This window comes from Myroides sp. C6-3 (assembly GCF_050522425.1).
Lineage (GTDB): Bacteria > Bacteroidota > Bacteroidia > Flavobacteriales > Flavobacteriaceae > Flavobacterium.
Genome location: NZ_JBMVQP010000010.1, coordinates 45,592 through 64,015, shown reverse-complemented (window position 1 = coordinate 64,015; position 18,424 = coordinate 45,592). Strand labels below are relative to the sequence as shown.

At 36.5% G+C, this 18,424-nt stretch carries 16 protein-coding genes; 4 read left to right on the top strand and 12 right to left on the bottom strand.

The features are described 5' to 3' along the window. Positions 1–5: 5 nt before the first annotated feature. Positions 6–2,840: an excinuclease ABC subunit UvrA gene (gene uvrA / locus ACPDG9_RS06130; protein WP_430526879.1), complete on the bottom strand. Its 2,835-nt coding sequence runs from the start codon at positions 2,838–2,840 to the stop codon at positions 6–8. Between the two features lie 175 nt (positions 2,841–3,015). Between uvrA and ACPDG9_RS06125 the strand changes: the two genes are divergently transcribed. After that, positions 3,016–3,984, top strand: a complete 969-nt coding sequence (locus ACPDG9_RS06125) for a quinone oxidoreductase family protein (RefSeq protein ID WP_430526878.1) — start codon at positions 3,016–3,018, stop codon at positions 3,982–3,984. Between the two features lie 80 nt (positions 3,985–4,064). Further along, positions 4,065–5,396 (top strand): NCS2 family permease, encoded by a 1,332-nt coding sequence (locus ACPDG9_RS06120; protein ID WP_430526877.1) that lies wholly within the window; start codon positions 4,065–4,067, stop codon positions 5,394–5,396. A 52-nt stretch (positions 5,397–5,448) separates the two neighbouring features. Here ACPDG9_RS06120 and ACPDG9_RS06115 read toward each other — a convergent pair whose 3' ends face one another. The 10 genes from ACPDG9_RS06115 to ACPDG9_RS06070 form a co-directional block, all read right to left on the bottom strand. Further along, positions 5,449–6,141, bottom strand: a complete 693-nt coding sequence (locus ACPDG9_RS06115) for a DUF4369 domain-containing protein (RefSeq protein ID WP_430526876.1) — start codon at positions 6,139–6,141, stop codon at positions 5,449–5,451. 57 nt (positions 6,142–6,198) lie between these two features. Further along, complete coding sequence (locus ACPDG9_RS06110) at positions 6,199–6,582, bottom strand: DUF423 domain-containing protein (RefSeq protein ID WP_430526875.1); 384 nt, start codon at positions 6,580–6,582, stop codon at positions 6,199–6,201. A gap of 20 nt (positions 6,583–6,602) precedes the next feature. After that, positions 6,603–7,544, bottom strand: coding sequence for a transglutaminase domain-containing protein (locus tag ACPDG9_RS06105; protein WP_430526874.1), 942 nt, complete (start codon positions 7,542–7,544; stop codon positions 6,603–6,605). A gap of 19 nt (positions 7,545–7,563) precedes the next feature. Next, positions 7,564–8,409: a substrate-binding domain-containing protein gene (locus ACPDG9_RS06100; protein ID WP_430526873.1), complete on the bottom strand. Its 846-nt coding sequence runs from the start codon at positions 8,407–8,409 to the stop codon at positions 7,564–7,566. A 111-nt stretch (positions 8,410–8,520) separates the two neighbouring features. Continuing rightward, positions 8,521–10,026, bottom strand: a complete 1,506-nt coding sequence (locus ACPDG9_RS06095) for a succinate CoA transferase (RefSeq protein WP_430526872.1) — start codon at positions 10,024–10,026, stop codon at positions 8,521–8,523. Between the two features lie 460 nt (positions 10,027–10,486). Next, positions 10,487–11,632 carry a redoxin domain-containing protein gene (locus tag ACPDG9_RS06090; RefSeq protein WP_430526871.1) on the bottom strand — a complete coding sequence of 382 codons (1,146 nt, stop codon included), beginning with the start codon at positions 11,630–11,632 and terminating at the stop codon, positions 10,487–10,489. A 148-nt stretch (positions 11,633–11,780) separates the two neighbouring features. After that, positions 11,781–12,542 (bottom strand): LytR/AlgR family response regulator transcription factor, encoded by a 762-nt coding sequence (locus ACPDG9_RS06085; protein WP_430526870.1) that lies wholly within the window; start codon positions 12,540–12,542, stop codon positions 11,781–11,783. Next, the gene (locus ACPDG9_RS06080; RefSeq protein ID WP_430526869.1) at positions 12,514–12,900 is read right to left on the bottom strand and encodes a hypothetical protein; all 387 of its coding nucleotides are present in this window, start codon (positions 12,898–12,900) and stop codon (positions 12,514–12,516) included. Before ACPDG9_RS06080 ends, ACPDG9_RS06085 begins: the two co-directional genes overlap by 29 nt. An 8-nt stretch (positions 12,901–12,908) precedes the next feature. Then, the gene (locus ACPDG9_RS06075; RefSeq protein ID WP_430526868.1) at positions 12,909–14,252 is read right to left on the bottom strand and encodes a 2TM domain-containing protein; all 1,344 of its coding nucleotides are present in this window, start codon (positions 14,250–14,252) and stop codon (positions 12,909–12,911) included. Next, a complete protein-coding gene (locus ACPDG9_RS06070) occupies positions 14,242–14,415 on the bottom strand; it encodes a hypothetical protein (RefSeq protein WP_430526867.1) in 174 nt (57 codons plus the stop codon). Before ACPDG9_RS06070 ends, ACPDG9_RS06075 begins: the two co-directional genes overlap by 11 nt. 225 nt (positions 14,416–14,640) lie before the next feature. On the opposite strand from ACPDG9_RS06070, the gene ACPDG9_RS06065 reads away from it, so the two are divergent. Both ACPDG9_RS06065 and ACPDG9_RS06060 read left to right on the top strand, forming a co-directional pair. After that, positions 14,641–15,186: an IS1096 element passenger TnpR family protein gene (locus ACPDG9_RS06065; RefSeq protein WP_430526866.1), complete on the top strand. Its 546-nt coding sequence runs from the start codon at positions 14,641–14,643 to the stop codon at positions 15,184–15,186. Positions 15,187–15,245: 59 nt separating this feature from the next. Beyond that, positions 15,246–16,310 carry a nucleoid-associated protein gene (locus ACPDG9_RS06060; RefSeq protein ID WP_430526865.1) on the top strand — a complete coding sequence of 355 codons (1,065 nt, stop codon included), beginning with the start codon at positions 15,246–15,248 and terminating at the stop codon, positions 16,308–16,310. Between the two features lie 43 nt (positions 16,311–16,353). On the opposite strand, the gene ACPDG9_RS06055 is transcribed toward ACPDG9_RS06060, so the two are convergent. Next, positions 16,354–18,387, bottom strand: coding sequence for a M4 family metallopeptidase (locus tag ACPDG9_RS06055; RefSeq protein ID WP_430526864.1), 2,034 nt, complete (start codon positions 18,385–18,387; stop codon positions 16,354–16,356). Between the last annotated feature and the right edge of the window lie 37 nt (positions 18,388–18,424).

Here is an 18,424-nt window from a genome sequence, read left to right as displayed (position 1 = left end):
TTCAACTATTTTTTAAGCTCTTTTTTCAAAAAGTGAGCCGTATAACTCTTCTTAACTTTACAAATTTCTTCTGGTGTACCCTTGGCGAGTACTTCTCCTCCATTGGCTCCTCCTTCATATCCAATATCAATAATGTAATCGGCTAACTTGATAACATCTAAATTGTGCTCGATAATAAGGACGGTATTCCCCTTTTCTACAAGCGTATTAATCACTTCCATCAACACGCGAATATCTTCAAAATGCAAACCAGTCGTTGGTTCGTCTAGGATGTAAAACGTATTTCCTGTATCTTTTTTAGATAATTCTGTCGCTAACTTTATGCGCTGTGCTTCACCACCCGACAAGGTTGTACTCTGTTGTCCCAAAGTGATATAACCTAACCCCACATCGTTAATCGTCTTTAGCTTGCGGTAAATCTTAGGGATGTTCTCAAAGAATTCCGTTGCATCCGCTACCGTCATCTCTAAAACATCTGAAATCGACTTTCCTTTGTATCGAATTTCAAGTGTTTCTCGATTAAATCGCTTTCCTTGACAGGTTTCACATTCGACGTATACATCAGGTAAAAAGCCCATTTCAATCGTTCGAACTCCAGATCCTTCACACGTATCACAACGTCCACCACTGACATTAAAACTGAATCGCCCTGGTTTATACCCTCTGATCGACGCTTCTGTTGTTTGTGCAAATAAGTTTCGAATATCCGAAAACACATCAGTATAGGTTGCTGGATTAGATCTTGGCGTTCGGCCAATTGGACTTTGATCAATTCCGATCACTTTGTCAATATGTTCTAGTCCACTAATTTTCTTATACGGTTGGGGTTTAGCCACCGCATTAAAAAAATGCGTATTTAAGATTGGATATAGGGTTCCGTTGATCAAGGTTGATTTTCCTGAGCCAGATACCCCAGTAACACAAGTCATCGTCCCTAAAGGAATCTCTATGCTTACATTTTTTAAATTATTTCCCGTTGCACCCTCGAGTTTTATTTTATTTCCATTGCCTTTTCTGCGTTCTTTTGGAACGGCAATTTCTAATTCTCCATTGAGGTATTTCGCCGTTAGGGTGTGTTCTTTCAACAGTTCTTTTGGCGTACCAATACTGATGATTTTCCCTCCTCGCTTTCCTGCGTAAGGCCCTATATCAATCACGTAATCTGCACGTTCGATCATGTCCTTATCGTGTTCAACGACTAAAACCGAATTTCCAATATCTCGAAGCGATTCTAACGACTGAATCAAGCGCTCATTATCCCGTTGATGCAATCCAATACTGGGTTCATCTAAAATATAAAGTACCCCTACCAATTGAGAACCTATTTGTGTAGCTAATCGGATTCGTTGCGCTTCACCACCTGATAGGGTACGTGAACTTCGATTCAGCGATAAATACGTCAATCCGACATCTTTCAAAAAAGACAATCGCGTACTGATTTCTTTTAAAATCTCCTCGCCTATACTCTTTTGCTTGTCCGATAGTTTATCGTTTAAATCGGCAAACCAAGCGATTAAATGCTCAACATCCATCTGGATGAGCTCACCTATATTCTTATCTGCAATTCTAAAATACAGGGCTTCTTTTCTCAAACGCGTTCCCTGGCATGAAGGACAATCAATTTCATCCATATATTCCTTAGCCCAACGTTTAATCGACGCTGTTTCGCTTTCTTCAAATTGATTTTTAATAAAGTTGTTTATTCCTTCAAAATCAATTTTATAATTTTTAGAAATTCCCGCTACTTTGTGTTCAACCGTAAAGCTGTCTTGTCCTCCGTTTAGGATAACTTCCATCGCTTCTTTGGGAATATCTTGAATAGCGTCTGCCAGTTTAAAATTATAGCGCTGTGCAATCATTTCTAATTGCTTGAAAATCCAAGAGCTTTTTTCAGGTCCCAGTGGTGCTAATCCTCCCTTTTTTATAGATAAAGAGGTATCGGGAATTACTTTTAGCTGGTTGATTTCGTGAACCGTTCCCAATCCATTACACACTTCACACGCTCCTTTAGGAGAGTTAAACGAAAAGTTATTTGGCTCGGGTTTAGCGTAGGAAATACCAGAGGTCGGACACATCAAATGACGGCTAAAAAAACGCATTTCCTGTGAATCTTGTTCGAGAATTACAATGGTATCATCGCCGTGGTACATAGCCGTTTGAATACTTTCCGCCAAACGTTGCGCCGTTTGCTCTTTATCATCAATTGCCATTCGATCAATCACGATTTCAATATCGTGGGTTTTATATCGATCGGCTTTCATTCCGTATTCGAGGTCTTTGATTTCACCATCCAAGCGCACTTTCAAAAACCCTTGCTTGGCAATTTGCTCAAACAATTCGCGATAATGTCCTTTTCTAGAACGAACTACAGGAGCTAAAATATTTATTTTTTTCCCTTCAAAATCTTTCAAGATGAGTTCTTGGATTTGGCTATCCGTATAGCTCACCATTTTCTCACCTGTATTATAACTATAGGCTTCACCTGCTCTCGCGTAAAGCAAGCGCAAGAAATCGTAAATTTCAGTAATGGTACCCACAGTTGATCGTGGACTGCGATTGGTCGTTTTTTGTTCGATTGCGATGACAGGAGACAACCCGTCAATTTTATCCACATCAGGACGTTCTAACCCACCTAAAAACTGTCTAGCATAAGCTGAAAACGTTTCAATATAGCGGCGTTGCCCTTCTGCGTATATCGTATCAAAGGCTAAAGACGATTTACCAGAACCCGACAATCCCGTAATCACAACGAGCTTTTCTCGTGGAATACGGATATCAATATTTTTTAGATTGTGAACTCTAGCCCCTAAAACTTCAATAAAATCTTCTACTTTAGACATAAATTTTGTGCAAAAGAACAAAGATACATATTAATCTCGTTTTTTGTAAGTTGCTTTTCTATTGTTTTACTGTCATTTAGCATTATTTAACAGCTTAGGAAGAGGCATTTTAATTCACTAAAAACGCTAGGTCCTACTTTAAAAATCGTATTTTTATCTCATAAAAGAAATTTTCATGAAAGGAGCCATTTTATACGAATTAGGTCAAGTTCCACACTATGGAACAATAGACGAACCCCAAATACAGGGAGAAGGAGAACATGTATTGCGCGTAACAGCAGCAGCCGTAAAAAACTTAGACAAAGCGCGTACAAGTGGTAAACACTATGCGAGTTATACCAACTTACCTGCTGTAGTGGGCAATGATGGTGTCGGTTATTTGGAAGATGGAACACGGGTTTACGGACAAGGTATTACAGGAATGATTGCGGAGAAAGCCATTATTTCAGGAAATTACACGCCGATTCCCAAAGATCTAGATGATGTAATTGCGGCCGCTTTACCGAATGCTATTTTAGGTTCTGCTATGCCTTTAATTATTCGCGCCCGTCTACAAGAAGGACAAAATGTACTCTTCAATGGCGCAACAGGAGTAACGGGACAAATTGGTGTGCAAATTGCCAAGCATTACGGCGCAAAAGAGATCATCGTTACAGGAAGAAATGAAGCGATTCTAGAGCAGTTAAAACACTTTGGCGCAACGCAAACCATTGCGCTAACCGAAGATAACGAGGCATTACAAGAACAAATCAAAACCATCCATCAAACAACACCTATTGATGTTGTGATCGACTACTTATGGGGAAAACCTTTTCAAGCGATCTTAAACGCCTTTAAGCGCAATGACATCCATCACTTGGCTTCTACGGTAAAAATAGTTACGGCAGGCGATATGGCTGGAAAGGAAATTCAATTGACTTCCGCTATTTTAAGAAGTACCGACATTCAGCTCATGGGGTCTGGATTTGGAAGCTTAACACAAGAAGAACTCATTGTGTTCAACAAGGTAATTTTACCCGAAATGTTTTTGCTCGCTGCACAGGGAAAATTGCATATTCAAACGGAGGTTCACCCTTTGGAATCTATAGAAAAAGTATGGAATAAACCTGTAGATCGAGGTACGCGATTAGTCATTAAAATCTAATTTTAATGCGTTTCGTTTTGATGCTTGATGCTACTTTTTAGTGAAATCTTGCTACTTTTGCTCGCTAATTCAACAACACGATGAAAACCTTTTTAGAAAATTACTTCCAATTAAGTAAACACAACACCAGTATTAAAAAAGAAATGATGGCTGGGGTGATTACTTTCTTAACGATGTCTTATATCCTTGTTGTCAATCCAAACATTCTCGCTGATGCGGGAATGGATAAGCAAGCTGTTTTTATGGCGACAGCCTTAGCGACAGTTTGTGCAACACTGCTGATGGGAATCATGGCGAAATTACCCATTGCCCAAGCACCGGGAATGGGGTTAAATAGTTTTTTTGCCTATACGGTTGTCTTAACTATGGGGTATAGTTGGGAATTTGCTTTAACAGGTGTGTTTCTGGCTGGGTTAATTTTTCTAGCGCTCACTATTTTCAACATCCGAGAACTCATTGTCAACAACATACCCAAAGTTTTAAAAGAAGCTATTCCCGTAGGAATAGGTTTATTTATTACGTTAATTGGGCTTAAAAGTGCGGGAATTGTCACGAGTAATCCCAATACATTAGTCACGTTGGGCGACTTCAGTCAACACAGTGTATGGATTGCTTTAGCTGGACTTTTGGTGACGGGAATCTTACTGATCAAAAACGTCAACGGCTCTATTTTAATTGGTATTGTAGTTGCAACTTTATTTGGTTTCTTCTTGGGTGATGTACACTTGCCTCCGAGTCTGATTACCGCTCCTCCATCCATGGAACCTACTTTTGGAAAAGCCTTGTCGTTTCTATTCTCACCTGAAACGGCCGCAAGTGTTTTTTCAATCGATATGGTAATTGTCGTTTTTACCTTTTTATTCGTCAATTTATTCGATACAATAGGAACGCTCATCGGTGTGGTTTCCAAAACGGGAATAGCAGATGCAAATGGCAACTTTCCTCAAATGAAAAAAGCCCTGCTCACAGATGCTTTAGGAACTACCTTTGGAGCAATACTAGGTACGAGTTCTGTGACTTCTTATGTAGAAAGTGCTTCAGGAGTAGCATCAGGCGGACGAACTGGATTAACTGCTGTTAGCGTAGCCTGTATGTTTGCTTTATCAATCTTCTTAGCCCCTTTGTTCTTGATCATTCCTGCTGCAGCCACTGCTCCTGCTTTAATTATTGTAGGTTTGTTTATGATTAGTTCTGTTGTCAATATTGACTTCACCGATTTCTCTGAGGCTTTACCTGCTTTCATCACCATTGTATTCATGCCTTTTACTTATAGTATTGCAGAAGGTATTGTCTTTGGTATGCTGAGCTTTACGCTTTTCAAAGTGGGAAGCAGACAACACAAAGACGTGAGTCCAACGCTTTATATTCTATCCTTGCTCTTTTTAATTAAATTAGTTTTGGATGCCCAATAAAAAAAGCAATCAAGATTAGTCTGGATGTAAATTCGGGCTTTTTTTATTCCATTTACAGTCCAATTTTCGCTGCAGCTAGTTTAGCTAAATTTGATTTTTTATCTGTCTGTGAAAGATTCTCATAAACACTTTTTAACGCAGTTAGATCATCTTTGCTTGTAAAATACAAATAATACAAAGCAGTAAGTGAAGTTTGGTGCTGATCTAAATAGTTCGTTATAAACACATTTTGATCTTGTTGCAATTTCGTATAGCCGTGTAAAATTTGCTTCATTTTTTCCTCGTCCTTTTGTTGTAGAGCTTCCATATAGGCATTTTGTTGATTGCCTTGGTAGCTCAACAAATTGTATTTAAACAAGCTTAAATTGCGTTCAAACTCACTAAGTACTTCGTTATTTGGCGTTCCTTGCAAAGCCAAAGAGGTGAAATTATCTAAATCCACACTTACTTGAGTTTTGCCGTTCTCGATAAACAAAGGTATTCTTCCCTTTTGCTCTCGAAAAGACAAATACCCTAACGTGGGTTCTTCTACTTTACCTGTAAACGAAAATTCCTCATTTTTCACGACAACAGAATCTATTTTGATTAATTCTTCAGGGTTAGTGTCCGCTACCTTATTGAGGTAGATAACTTCTCCATCAGCTGCATGCGCTACAGTTCCTCCAATTTCAAAATTTGCATTAGAATTACACGCAGTTAGTATGATCGCTATTCCGAACAATAGCATTTGTTTATTTATTTTCATAGCATTGAATTAGGTGTTTTTAATTAATTGTAATCGACAAAGGGTACAAGGTCAATATTACAAGGTCAAAAAAGCGACAAAAAGCATAATCCATCCCGCGACTAATGCTAGTCCTCCTATGGGCGTAATAGGGCCTAATATCTTTATTTTTTTTCCAAAAGTCGCACTAAGCACCAAACCGTATATACTAAAGGAAAACAGAAGTACTCCAATAATAATTAGATTCGTTGCATAATAGGTATATTCTCGTTGGGGTAAAATCCCAATAACCAAGAGTAAAATTGCGTGGTACATTTGGTATTTCACTCCCGTTTCATAACTTTCTAATCGTTCAGCATCCATGTGCTTTTTCAAAGCATGTGCGCCAAAAGCTCCGAAAATAATTGCCAAAGCGCCCAAAATACTTCCGGCGAGTAATGCTGTTGTATTGGTAATATCCATTGTATTTAATTTTCTAAGGTTTAATTTAATGTTAGTTGTCCTAAAATTTCTTCAGACATAAAAGGTCCACCAGGATAACGGGCCGTATAATCGAGATTAAGCCAAATTTGACCGCGTTCATCTACGTGATAATGTACTTCTTTCCCCGCACTCTCTTCTTTAAATAAAACCTCTTTGATCAAAAAGATGACTTTTTCCAAATGATCCTTATTTTCAATCAACATCTCGGGATACATATGTTCTTTGGTGTGAATTAACCTTGGAGTTCCCCCAATTGATCGAACCAAAGCGGCCATTAAAATAGAGTAATCATCACAATCACCCGAAAAATGCATGAGCGATTCAGAGGCAGTGGCGATATACTCTCGTCCCTTAGGATCATTGACGTAATTCCAACGTGTACGCACTTCTTTAAAAATGGCTAAACACTGTATAATTTGACGATATTCGCCATATCCCTGTACTTTTGAAAAATTTTTCGTCGTCGCTAATAAGGCAAAATTTCTCACTTTGGGATTATCGTATTCAATGGCTTTAATCACTTTAGATTTATTGGGAAACGGCAAAAGCTTAGAGATAATCAAATCTTGCGGATTTTGCGTACTGGCCATAGCGTATATCATAACGCGATAATCATCAAAAATGGATTCTAAATCATACTCGTCATGAGAGGTTCCAATGAAGAAAATACCGAGGTAAACTACAATACAGATAAACAGTATCGTTTTTAGTTTTAATAAAATAAACTGAAAGACCGCTAGAATTGCCAAGCACAATAAAATACGATCCAAATGATAAGGCCATTCAGGATCGATTACATTTTGATGGACAATGATAAATACAGGAATAGTAAGTAGTACGTTTAATATAAAAACAATGATATTATCCCATGGAGAAGGTATTCTCAGGTACTCATACCATTTTTTTTTCTTCTTTATAATTTGTACTTCTTGATTGTTCATCTATTTTACACAAAAAAAATTACATCTTGACTTCTTCGTATTTTTTTGGATTTTCAATTAACTGAAGGTCCATTAACTGTTGTTGTATTTTATTGTAATTAACGGCAGACAATTGTCTTTGCGACCATCGCGTAAGGGATAACCACTGTTGGATATCTTCTACTTTTTGATCATAGCGTTCTGCGAGCGTACGATCGATACTGGGAATCAGTTTAAACTCTTCGGTAGTTGTATTAATTATATCTACTAGATGTTGCACTAAGGCTTTGTTTTTTGCCACAAAATCTTGATTTCCGACGAGTAAAAAAGAAGGCCACGGTGTAGGGCACTCCCCTATTCGCCTGAATACTTGTTGATCAACGAGTGGTTGCGTCATGAATCGCTCCCACATAAAGTAATCTGCCTCTTTATTTTGCAAAGCAATCACTGCTTTATCCAGCGTATCAACCACGACAAATTCCAATTGATCTAAATCCCAATTCATTTGTTTGGCATGAACAATAGCCATTAAATGAGAGCCCGATCCATATCGGCTAATCGCAATGCGTTTGTGTTTTACATCCTCTATTGTTTGAAAAGGCGCATCTGCGGCAACGTGAATCCCCCAGAGTAAGGGAGAAGCAACATATTCTTGTACAATAGACGTGGGATTGCCCGCTGTAATGTCTTTGATAATTCCCTCTGATAAGATAATAGCTAGATCTGTTTCATTTTGACGTAGCATCTGACACATTTTACCCGTTCCCTCAGGAACATCTTGCCATTGTAAATCTATTCCTGCCTCATTAAATTCTCCGTTTTCTATACACAAATGCCATGGTAAATTAAAGTGTTCTGGCACACCAACAATTCTAACTACTTTCATTTTTATAAGTTCTGTACATTTTACTGCTAAGATAATAAAAAGTATCTTCCGTGGTTCGGAAAATGGTACACAACAAAAAAAATCTCTACAGTTTTGTAGAGATTTTAACGGTTATGGTTTCATAGAACCTGTTTGTTTTAGACGGGTATGAAATTTGAATGCTTCTTCCAAAATATGAGGAGTATGTCCTCCTAATTCCTTCGCGCGTTCAAAGTAATCTCTTAGCTCTGCTTTGTAATCAGGATGTACACAATTTTCAATGATCACCTCTGCTCGTTCACGCGGAGAAAGTCCACGTAAATCTGCTAAACCTTGATCTGTAACTAGAATATCCACATCGTGCTCCGTATGGTCTACATGGGAAACCATAGGCAGGACGTGAGAAATCTTATTCTCTTTAGAAGCCGCCTGTGTAACGAAAATACTCAGATAGGCGTTTCTTGCGAAATCTCCGGATCCTCCAATACCATTCATCATTTTGCTTCCACTGATATGTGTTGAATTTACATTTCCATAGATATCAAACTCAATAGCTGTATTGATGGCGATAATCCCCAACCTTCTAATCACCTCTGGAGCATTGCTAATATTTTGTGGACGCAAGACTAATTTGTCTTTATACTGATCAAAGTTGTTGATGATTTTTTCATAACAAGCCTCTGTCACCGTAATAGACGACCCTGAAGCAAAAGTCATTTTTCCAGAATCAATTAGATCGAAGGTACTATCTTGTAAAACTTCTGAATACATCGTTAGGTCTTTAAAAGGTCCATCAATAAAACCTGTCAACACCGCATTCGCCACTTTTCCAATACCAGCCTGTAAAGGCAATAAAGCCTCCGTTAGGTTTCCTTTTTTCACCTCTGCTTCAAAGAAATTTAATAAATGCGTAGATATCGCCGTTGTTTTCACATCTGGTTCTGGTAGAATAGCGGGGGTATCTTCAATACTAGAAAAAACAACAGCTACTACACGTGCAGGATCTAAGCGAATGAAGGATTCGCCAATACGATCTTTCACCGTGTGAATCGGAATCATCTCTCTTCTCGGTTGCTTCTTAGGCACACAGTTGTCGTGAATTCCTTCTACACTTAACGGAATAGCGGTATTGATCTCTACTATAATTTTTTGCGCAACACTTGCAAAATAAGCAGAGTTACCTATAGAAGTAGTCGGAATGATATATCCCTCTTCGTTAATATAAGTAGCTTCAATAATAGCAACTTCCACTTGTGGAATATGCTTCTCTTGTAACTGTTCAATGGTTTCACTTAAATGTTGGTCAATATATTTTACTTGACCACTATTAATAGCATGTCTCAAATCAGAATCTGCTTGGAAAGGCATTCTGCGGATTAATGCATTATTTTTTGCCAAATCGGCATCGGTTGTTTGACCTAAAGAAGCTCCCGTAATTAAGGTAATCGCTACTTTTTCATTTGCTGCTCGCTGAGCAAAAGCAGGTAAAACTGATTTACTATCTCCTGCTTTAGTAAAACCACTCGCTCCTACAATTGCTTTATCGTGAATTAACAAGGCTGCTTCTTCTGCAGATAGAATTCGCTCACGGTATGGGGCGAATTTGATTCTCTCTAAATTAGAATCTTCTTTCATCATTTCTCATTCGTTTTATTAGCTGCTTAAAAATAGAACTTTTTATTAATATTTAACGGGTATATAACTACTTATCGTTATTTATACGATAATTTACTCCCGTTATCATAAAATAATAAAAACAAATACTATATTTTAAGATTATAAAACGATTCTAATAATTTAACCTAAGTATTCTTCCCAAAAAGGGAAATAGCGGTCTTTTCTTTTTTCAGATTCTCATTTCCTTCTTCCTTCCAATCTTCTTTTATTTATAAAAAAACCGCCCTACCTCTTGTTTTATCTCGTTTTTTAACAATATTCCCTTTGCCTCCTAACAGGTAAGAAAGAGGAAAAAAAAGCGGTATACGACATCAAAATGAAACAAATACAACTAGGTCCTCACATAAAAAAAGGCAACAGCCGTACAGCTGTTGCCTTTTTTTTAGTATTAAGTTGTCGAATTAGACTTGAATCTAATTTCTTATTTTAAAAGTTCTTCAACTTTTTTATACAATTCTTCACCGTAAAGATTGATTGCTAAAATCTCTCCTTTTTCGTTGATCAAGTAATTGGCAGGAATTGCTCTCACACCGTATTCAGCAGCAATTTCATCATTCCAAAACTGCAAGTTAGAAACTTGCCCCCAAACTAAACCGTCTTTTTCGATAGCCTGTACCCATTTTTCTTGCTCTTTATCTAAAGAAACTCCAATGATATCCAATCCTTTGTCTTTAAATCCGTTGTATAGTTTTACCACATTCGGATTCTCAACACGACAAGGACCACACCAAGAAGCCCAAAAATCAATCAAAACTAATTTCTTTCCAGCTTTAAATGCTTCTAAAGACAATTCTTTTCCTTCAGGAGTTTTACTTGTAAAGTTTGGTGCGATATCACCTACTTCTAATCCTGCAGTAGCTTCATCCAAGCCCATCATTTTCAGCATTGAATCAATTTTCTTTCCTACTTTAGATTCTTTTAACTCTGCAGAAAACTTATCGAATTCTTTTACGAAATCTGTTTCTCCATCTTGAGAAGACATCATTTGTTGAGAAAGTAACAACAAGCCGAATGCATTGTTTTCATTGTCAGCTAAATACTTTTTATATACTTCGTTGATGCTCTCAACATAACCCATATATTCATTTTGCAGTGCCTCTAAAGCTTGGCGATCTTCATCGTTAGCGGATTGACTTAACTGCATCAATTTCATTTGATTTTCTTCAATAAACGATCTTAATTTAATCACCGTTGGCTTCACCTCTTCTTGCAATTTCTGCAATTTGACGTTGTTCTCACTTCCACCTAATACCGTTTCTGTAGGTTCGTCTTTTGTATATGAAATAGTAATATGTCCTGGTTCTCCAATGAAAAACACATTGTTTTGCATTTCACCTCCCAATACCATATAAGCTTCTTCTAATTCCGTAAAAGGATTGTCTAAAACCAATTTATTGTCTTTTACCGTTCCTGTGTAAACAACAGTTGGAGAAGGATTACCTACTTCCGAAGTCATGATCTCTATCTTTGTATCGTCAGCTACATCTTTAGTAGTAATCTCAATTGTATTATTTTGCTTACATGAAAACATTCCTAATGCTAGCAAAACAACTGCTAATTTCTTCATATTAATGATTTATAATTTAACGTCCTCGTAAAAGTATCAATAAAATCATGATATCAAAAAGAAGTTTCGTTAATAAATTCGTTAATATTAGTTTAGCGCCAATAATATAGAAATAATCTTCTTTTTTCTCAATAAAAAAAGGAATCTATTAACTAAGCCAAAGCTTAAAATCGTTAACTTTTTCTCTACTAACGATGAGTTCTTCCTCAAAATCAACGAGCAAACTCAACTTCAATCGAGAATTGCTATAGGCAATAATTTCTTTAATTGCATCCAAAGCGACGATGTGTTTGCGGCTAATGCGGAAAAACTGCTCTGCTTCTATTGTTTTTTCTACCTCATCTAAGGAATGATCCAAAATATAGTCTCTTCCTTCTTTTGTTTTGAGGTAGGTAATTTTGTTCGCACTAAAAAAACAGGCAATCTCTCCTACTGGAATAATTTTCAATTGCGTTCCGAGTTTAATGAGAAAGCGTTCTTTGCTTTCCTTTGGCGAAGTAGATAAAAAAGATTTAAACAAGTTCAACTGTTCAGTAAAGGCAAAAAAGGAAGCACGTTGTTCGTTAAATTTGTCAATAGCTCCTTTTAAATCTACGTCTCCAATTGGCTTTAACAAATAATCTATACTGTTGAGCTTAAATGCTCTCAATGCATAAGCATCGTAGGCAGTAGTAAAGATGATTGGACTTTTCACTACTACTTGATCGAATATTTCGAACGATAGTCCATCTGACAATTGAATATCCAAGAAGATCAGATCCGGTTCTTCTTCTTGTTGAAACCATTGAACAGCTTCTTCCACACTGGTTAATTTCTCCAATACTTGATACCCTAGTTTTTCTATTTTACGCTCCAACAAACGCGCTGCGGGTTTTTCATCTTCAATAATGACAATTCGAAGTGGTTTCATCTTTTAGTTTTAATTGATATTCGTAAGTGTATTTTAACCGTTCAAATTCCTTTTGCTCTAAATAATCTTGCCATTTAGACAAAAACGGAAGAGACTCAGCATAAAAAAAAGCAAATTGTATCAATAACAAAACGAACCAAAACAAAGGTAATTCATAAAACATTCGCTCTGAACTTTTATAGGTAGGCGTATGAATTCCGATTACCACATTTTCAAATCCAAAAAGTTGTTGGTAAAGCATGACAGCGGTGAACAACAACCACAAAACAACTTGAATACAAAGCCTTTTCAAATCCCCCCTTCTTTGCTGCTTATAACGCCCATATTTTTGTTCTACTTCTTTGCTATAGAAATTCATTATTTTCTTTATTTCCAATTCGTACTACGTTTATTCTGCTGCTCCATGTATTCGCGGATCTTGCGATCTTCCCAATCTTTTCCTAAGAAGAAATGATAGTTATAGGTTTTCATCCAATCCGCTACCAGTCCAATTCCCCAGGAAAACACGACAATCAAGCTCCACATAAAACGGGAATCAGTCATCATATTTAAAACAATTAAAAAAGTATTCACCATAATATACATGGTAAGGTGAGCGTAAAACTTTTTGATTCGTTCTACGTTCTTTTTGGCTTGAATCAAGATTTCTTGTTCATTTTCTTGTACATCGATTATTCTCATTGGTTCAAATAGTTTAGTTAGGATCGGTATGCGAACGGTAAATTCAGTTTCTGTTTGATCTATTTTAATGGGTTTACTAGTCAACAAGGCGTAGCGATCGGCAATATTAGTTAAGCCAATTCCCTTTCGATCTTCATTGATTTGGCGTAAATTCAAATTATTAGCTACTACTAGGTAGCCATTTTCTTGTTTAATAAGAATATGCAGGGGCTTATTCGACGTGGCCTTATTGTGTTTAATTACATTTTCCAACAGCAACTGCAAAGACAACGGCACCACTTTAGCTCCTTCTTGTTTAATTTCTTGATCGATCTCAAAGGTCAGACTATCTTCAAAGCGCATCTGCAACAGTTCAATATACGTCTGAGCAAAATCCAATTCCTCTTCTAATGGAACCAGTTCTTTGTTTTTTTGATCTAAAATATAGCGGTAGGTTTTAGACAACCCGCTGGTAAATTCTTGCGCTTTTTCAGGATTTTCTTCAATTAAAGCATTCAATACATTCAAGCTATTAAATAAAAAATGAGGATCGAGTTGATTTTTCAAACTTTCAAATTGAGCAGAGACACTTCCTGTAATAACCTTCTGCTCGGCGATACTCCTTTTCTTATCTAAAGAAGTAAAGTAGGTGTAATAATAAATATACACCAAAATACTAAAGAAAAACGAAGTACTAAAAATGGAACTAAAACTACTCGTATCCATAAAGTAATCAAAGGATCTCCCTCCGATAAGATGCGTATCAAAAATTTTCAAGGCTAAACTAACCAACCAAATAAATCCAAAATTTACGGCTGTAACGATAGCTGTCACTTTGTGTACACTGTTTTCCTTTCCATCTAAACTTTGCGTCAACTTGGTCCAATAATTTTCTTTCCAATATTGATTCACAAGTACAATGATGCCTACGAAAGAAACCAAATAGCCTAAAAACAGGGATAAATCCATGAAATGAAGCTTCAATACTTGTGTAAAAAGAATAAAAACGATAAAAGCTAAGAGTACTAATTTGAAGTAATTATTTCTCATTTTGTTTTTTATAAATTTTAATTCCCTTACTTCTATAGCTAGTTTCCTCTTTTTCCTGCTGCACAGCAGTTTCCTCACTATACGTTGAAGGGACAGAGACTAACGTCACAAACTGAAAGGCGAATTGTATTAGTGTTACAATCATCAAAAATATAAATTTCATAACTACTTCATTTGATTTACAGGACAAAGATTAGAGAATAGTAAATAGTAAAAAAAAAATAGTAGACGAACTGTTATTTTAGAACGATGAATTGTAAAAGACAGTAATCTTTTGATTTCCAACCGAGAAAAAACAGAAGCTTGGTTTACAAATAAAAAGAGTTCATTTATAAGAAAAGAGTTAATAATAATTTTAAATTTGCAGTTCTAATTGGTTTAAAAAATTATGGTTTATAAATTCAGAGTTATCCTTGATACTGAGGAAGATATTTTTCGCGACATCGCTATAGTAGAAGACGACACCTTAGAAGATTTGCACAATGCTATTGTAAATGCATTTGGCTTTGACGGTATGGAAGCGGCTTCATTTTATGCTTGTGACGACAGCTGGACCCAACAAGAGGAAGAGATTTCTCTTTTTGATATGAGCGACGATCAACAGGCAGGAAGAACAATGGCTTCGACATCTATCAATTCGGTTTTGGATGAAGATCAAACGAAGATCATCTACGTTTATGACTTCCTTAATATGTGGACATTCTTCGTCGAATTAGCTGCTATTGAAGAAGAAGAACCAGGGGCACTATATCCTGAATTGTTATTCTCTCATGGTATTTTACCTGACCACATTCCTACAAAATCATTCTCAGCGGATCCGGTATCGAACGATGATATTTTCGGTGATTTTGACGATGATTACGACGAGGAAGATTATGATATGTTTGAAGGCGATGATAGCTTTACAGACTATGGAGAAGATAATTGGAATTAATTTTTTAATTTAAAAAATAACAGATCTATAAACGATCTACTACATATATAACTAGTATTATGATCAACCTTTTTAATGCACACGTAGAAACTTTATCTATCCATAGAGTTGGAAATAAAAGTAGAAATGAAGCAATCTTTTTATCAGATGAGCCTTACAGTTTGAATGACGAAATCGCACCTCTATTAAAAGAATATTTCTTCAAACCTTTCCGTGAGAAAGAAGAAAATTATTTTCAATTTGTACATGATGTTGATTTAGAGTTCAACGATATGTTTAATTATGCGGCAGAATTATTCAATGCGCCTTCAACAGAAAAAGCACATGAAATCTCTCAGAAAATAACCAGACATCTATTTGAACAATCCAATCATCCGCATATTAAAAACGGAGAAGTTTATGTTACGTATTTAACGAATACTTCGATTGACAACAATGTAGTTGATGCAATTGGGATTTTCAAAAGCGAGATCAAGTCTGATTTTTTACAATTTCAAGAAAACGGTTCTAATTTAGAAATGATTTTACAACAAGGTATTAACTTAAACAAGTTAGACAAAGGTTGTATCATCTTTAATTACAAAAAAGAGGAAGGATATAAAATCCTTACTATTGACAGTAACCGTTATGATGCGCGTTATTGGTTAGAGCACTTTTTAAGTGTTGATATTTTCCAAGATGAGGCGTATATGACAAAAAAATACTTGAAGTTTTGTCAAGATTTCGCCAAAGATGTAGTCCTACCCGCAGAGGATAAGAAAGAAGAAGTGATGTTTATGAATCGCTCTGTAAACTACTTTGCGAAAAATGACGAATTTGAAGAAACTAATTTCTTAAATGAAGTGATCGACAATCCAGATCTAATTTCAGAGTTCAAAAACTACAAAGTAGATAAAGGCGAAAAATACAGCATTGAAGATACGACTTCGTTTCCTATTGCAAATAACGCGGTTTCTGATGCGCGTAAGAAAATTAAAAACGTAATTAATTTAGATACGAACATTCAGATTAAGTTAGACTTTATCAACCCTGAAAGTGCAGATAAATTTGTAGAAAAAGGATGGGATGAAGAAAAGCAAATGTACTATTACTTAGTATACTTCAACAAGGAACAAAAATCATAAAGCATAAAAAAACCGAGACTTGAGTCTCGGTTTTTTTATGTATTTATTTCACAATAATTTTCTCTGTTATCTTGCGTTCTTTACTCTCGTAAACAACGATATAGTTTCCTGTTTTCAACTGCGGAATTTGGATTTTATTTTCTCCTTTTTCCACGGTAAAATCTTGTGTTACTTTTTGTCCTGCCATAGAAAAGAAGGTCACACTTCCTTTTTCATCCTTAATCAATACGGTTAATTCTCCGTTTGAAACAGGATTAGGATACATGCTAAACACTTCTTCTGTCAGTTCAAAGTCTTCAACCCCCATATTTTCTCTTGGCGTTTCTAATAGACCTACAGCATACCAAGCGTCGTAAACCGTTAGGTATTCTTCAGAATCTTCTCCAAACAGATCTTCTGCTGCCGTTAAAGAACCTTCAACTGCATCTGCAAACTGTGAGTTTCTACCTAATTGAGTCATTAAGGTATGATAGGCAATTTTTTCTGCTCTTTGCAAACCAATTCCCGACACAATATATTCTTTCGCAGGGGTGATGATTTGACCTTGGCGATCTAGAATAGGATCTGTCATTCCCGTACCACCTTCGGTTAGCAAATAGTACCAATAGTTGATCACACCACTGTTGATGTGTACACCACCATTGTCCCAATCCATAAATCCTGTTGCTGCCCAAAACTCACCTTTGTAGGTATTAGGCTGTCTCGCATATCCACGTCCCTCTTTCGGGTTTTTCATGTTTCGCATAAAGGGATATGCATTGTCTTTTAGCACGCCCATTCCCATATACCAATCCGCATGATCAACTGTATAAAACTCAATTGATGTTCCAAAGATATCAGCAAACCCTTCGTTTAAGGCACCTGATTCTCCTTGGTACTGCAGTCCACCTCTATCATTGTTATCTACAACTAAATGCGTGAACTCATGCCCTGTAATATCCAAAGCTGTCAATGGATTATAGTCTCTTGATCCTCTTCCAAAAACGAGAATATTAAAGGGTGATGACATAGCTACTGCATTGTTAGGAAATCCTGATTCATCCCCATCCATTGCCACTGGATTATAATAAGCGGTTATTTCTCCATTATCATTATCATAACTCTTTCTGTTGTGCACTTCACGGTAATAGTCATACGTTTTCGCTAATCCCCAGTGAACGTCATTGGCAGGACTTGGAGCGAAAATTGGCGTATCACTTTCATATACTGTTCCTTGTTTTCTGTAAAACTCCCAATCTTCACTTACTGTTGTTCCATCTATGGTTTTTAATTTTCTTTCTGTATCATGCATTTTGTATTTACCGTCTTCCAACGTTAAGTTTAGCGGCAAATTATCAGCATAAAACCCATCACCTGAACCCGTTACATTTACATGCGCTAGCAAAGAGATTTCGTTTATAATTTCTCCTTTTTCAACACTGATGAAAACGTTTTTACTCATCATTCTTGCTTTGGAGAAATCTTCAATTCGAACCTTATGCGCGAGAACAAATACGCCATCCTCTTTAGCAGAACGCATAAATACCGTTTCTACGGGATAATCCGTTTGGCGATCACCTGTTATTTTATTCGCTTGCAGTGCAATATCCAATGCCTTAGCTGAAGTAATCACTGGTTTTCTATTTACATTGGCTCGTAAACTGTATAAACTCTTTTTATTTTCAATGTTGATAATAGTTCCATTTACAGAAGTTACTCTTCCATTCTTATCTTGGTGAACAATAAACATTTGTCCTTCTACTGCGTACTGGCCAACATAGTGTTGGTAGGTATTGTGTATTTTACCTAACACATCGGTATAAGAACTCAATAACTTAAAGGAATTGGTTTCGTTTAAACCAAAAAAAGTATTGGCTTTTGCTAGAAACTCTTGCTCTGTCAGGTGGGTCTTTTTATCCATTCGAATAACAAAAGAACCATAATCATTCAACGGTTTGTAAGTGGGTAATTGTGTTGCATACACCTCTACTCCAACCGTATTATCAAGCTCTACTGTAGCCGCATAGCCCGTTCCAATCCAGAGAAAGGAAGCTAAAGCAACATAGATAGAAGAAAGCCTTGCGTAATTTTTTTTCATGTATTTGTTTTGTTTTGCATTTGGGTTATTAACATTT

What these genes read in the sequence shown, in the direction of transcription:
- uvrA (WP_430526879.1), bottom strand. Translation starts at nt 2,840, where the DNA reads ATGTCTAAAGTAGAAGATTTTATTGAAGTTTTAGGGGCTAGAGTTCAC.
- ACPDG9_RS06125 (WP_430526878.1), top strand. Translation starts at nt 3,016, where the DNA reads ATGAAAGGAGCCATTTTATACGAATTAGGTCAAGTTCCACACTATGGA.
- ACPDG9_RS06120 (WP_430526877.1), top strand. Translation starts at nt 4,065, where the DNA reads ATGAAAACCTTTTTAGAAAATTACTTCCAATTAAGTAAACACAACACC.
- ACPDG9_RS06115 (WP_430526876.1), bottom strand. Translation starts at nt 6,141, where the DNA reads ATGAAAATAAATAAACAAATGCTATTGTTCGGAATAGCGATCATACTA.
- ACPDG9_RS06110 (WP_430526875.1), bottom strand. Translation starts at nt 6,582, where the DNA reads ATGGATATTACCAATACAACAGCATTACTCGCCGGAAGTATTTTGGGC.
- ACPDG9_RS06105 (WP_430526874.1), bottom strand. Translation starts at nt 7,544, where the DNA reads ATGAACAATCAAGAAGTACAAATTATAAAGAAGAAAAAAAAATGGTAT.
- ACPDG9_RS06100 (WP_430526873.1), bottom strand. Translation starts at nt 8,409, where the DNA reads ATGAAAGTAGTTAGAATTGTTGGTGTGCCAGAACACTTTAATTTACCA.
- ACPDG9_RS06095 (WP_430526872.1), bottom strand. Translation starts at nt 10,026, where the DNA reads ATGATGAAAGAAGATTCTAATTTAGAGAGAATCAAATTCGCCCCATAC.
- ACPDG9_RS06090 (WP_430526871.1), bottom strand. Translation starts at nt 11,632, where the DNA reads ATGAAGAAATTAGCAGTTGTTTTGCTAGCATTAGGAATGTTTTCATGT.
- ACPDG9_RS06085 (WP_430526870.1), bottom strand. Translation starts at nt 12,542, where the DNA reads ATGAAACCACTTCGAATTGTCATTATTGAAGATGAAAAACCCGCAGCG.
- ACPDG9_RS06080 (WP_430526869.1), bottom strand. Translation starts at nt 12,900, where the DNA reads ATGAATTTCTATAGCAAAGAAGTAGAACAAAAATATGGGCGTTATAAG.
- ACPDG9_RS06075 (WP_430526868.1), bottom strand. Translation starts at nt 14,252, where the DNA reads ATGAGAAATAATTACTTCAAATTAGTACTCTTAGCTTTTATCGTTTTT.
- ACPDG9_RS06070 (WP_430526867.1), bottom strand. Translation starts at nt 14,415, where the DNA reads ATGAAATTTATATTTTTGATGATTGTAACACTAATACAATTCGCCTTT.
- ACPDG9_RS06065 (WP_430526866.1), top strand. Translation starts at nt 14,641, where the DNA reads ATGGTTTATAAATTCAGAGTTATCCTTGATACTGAGGAAGATATTTTT.
- ACPDG9_RS06060 (WP_430526865.1), top strand. Translation starts at nt 15,246, where the DNA reads ATGATCAACCTTTTTAATGCACACGTAGAAACTTTATCTATCCATAGA.
- ACPDG9_RS06055 (WP_430526864.1), bottom strand. Translation starts at nt 18,387, where the DNA reads ATGAAAAAAAATTACGCAAGGCTTTCTTCTATCTATGTTGCTTTAGCT.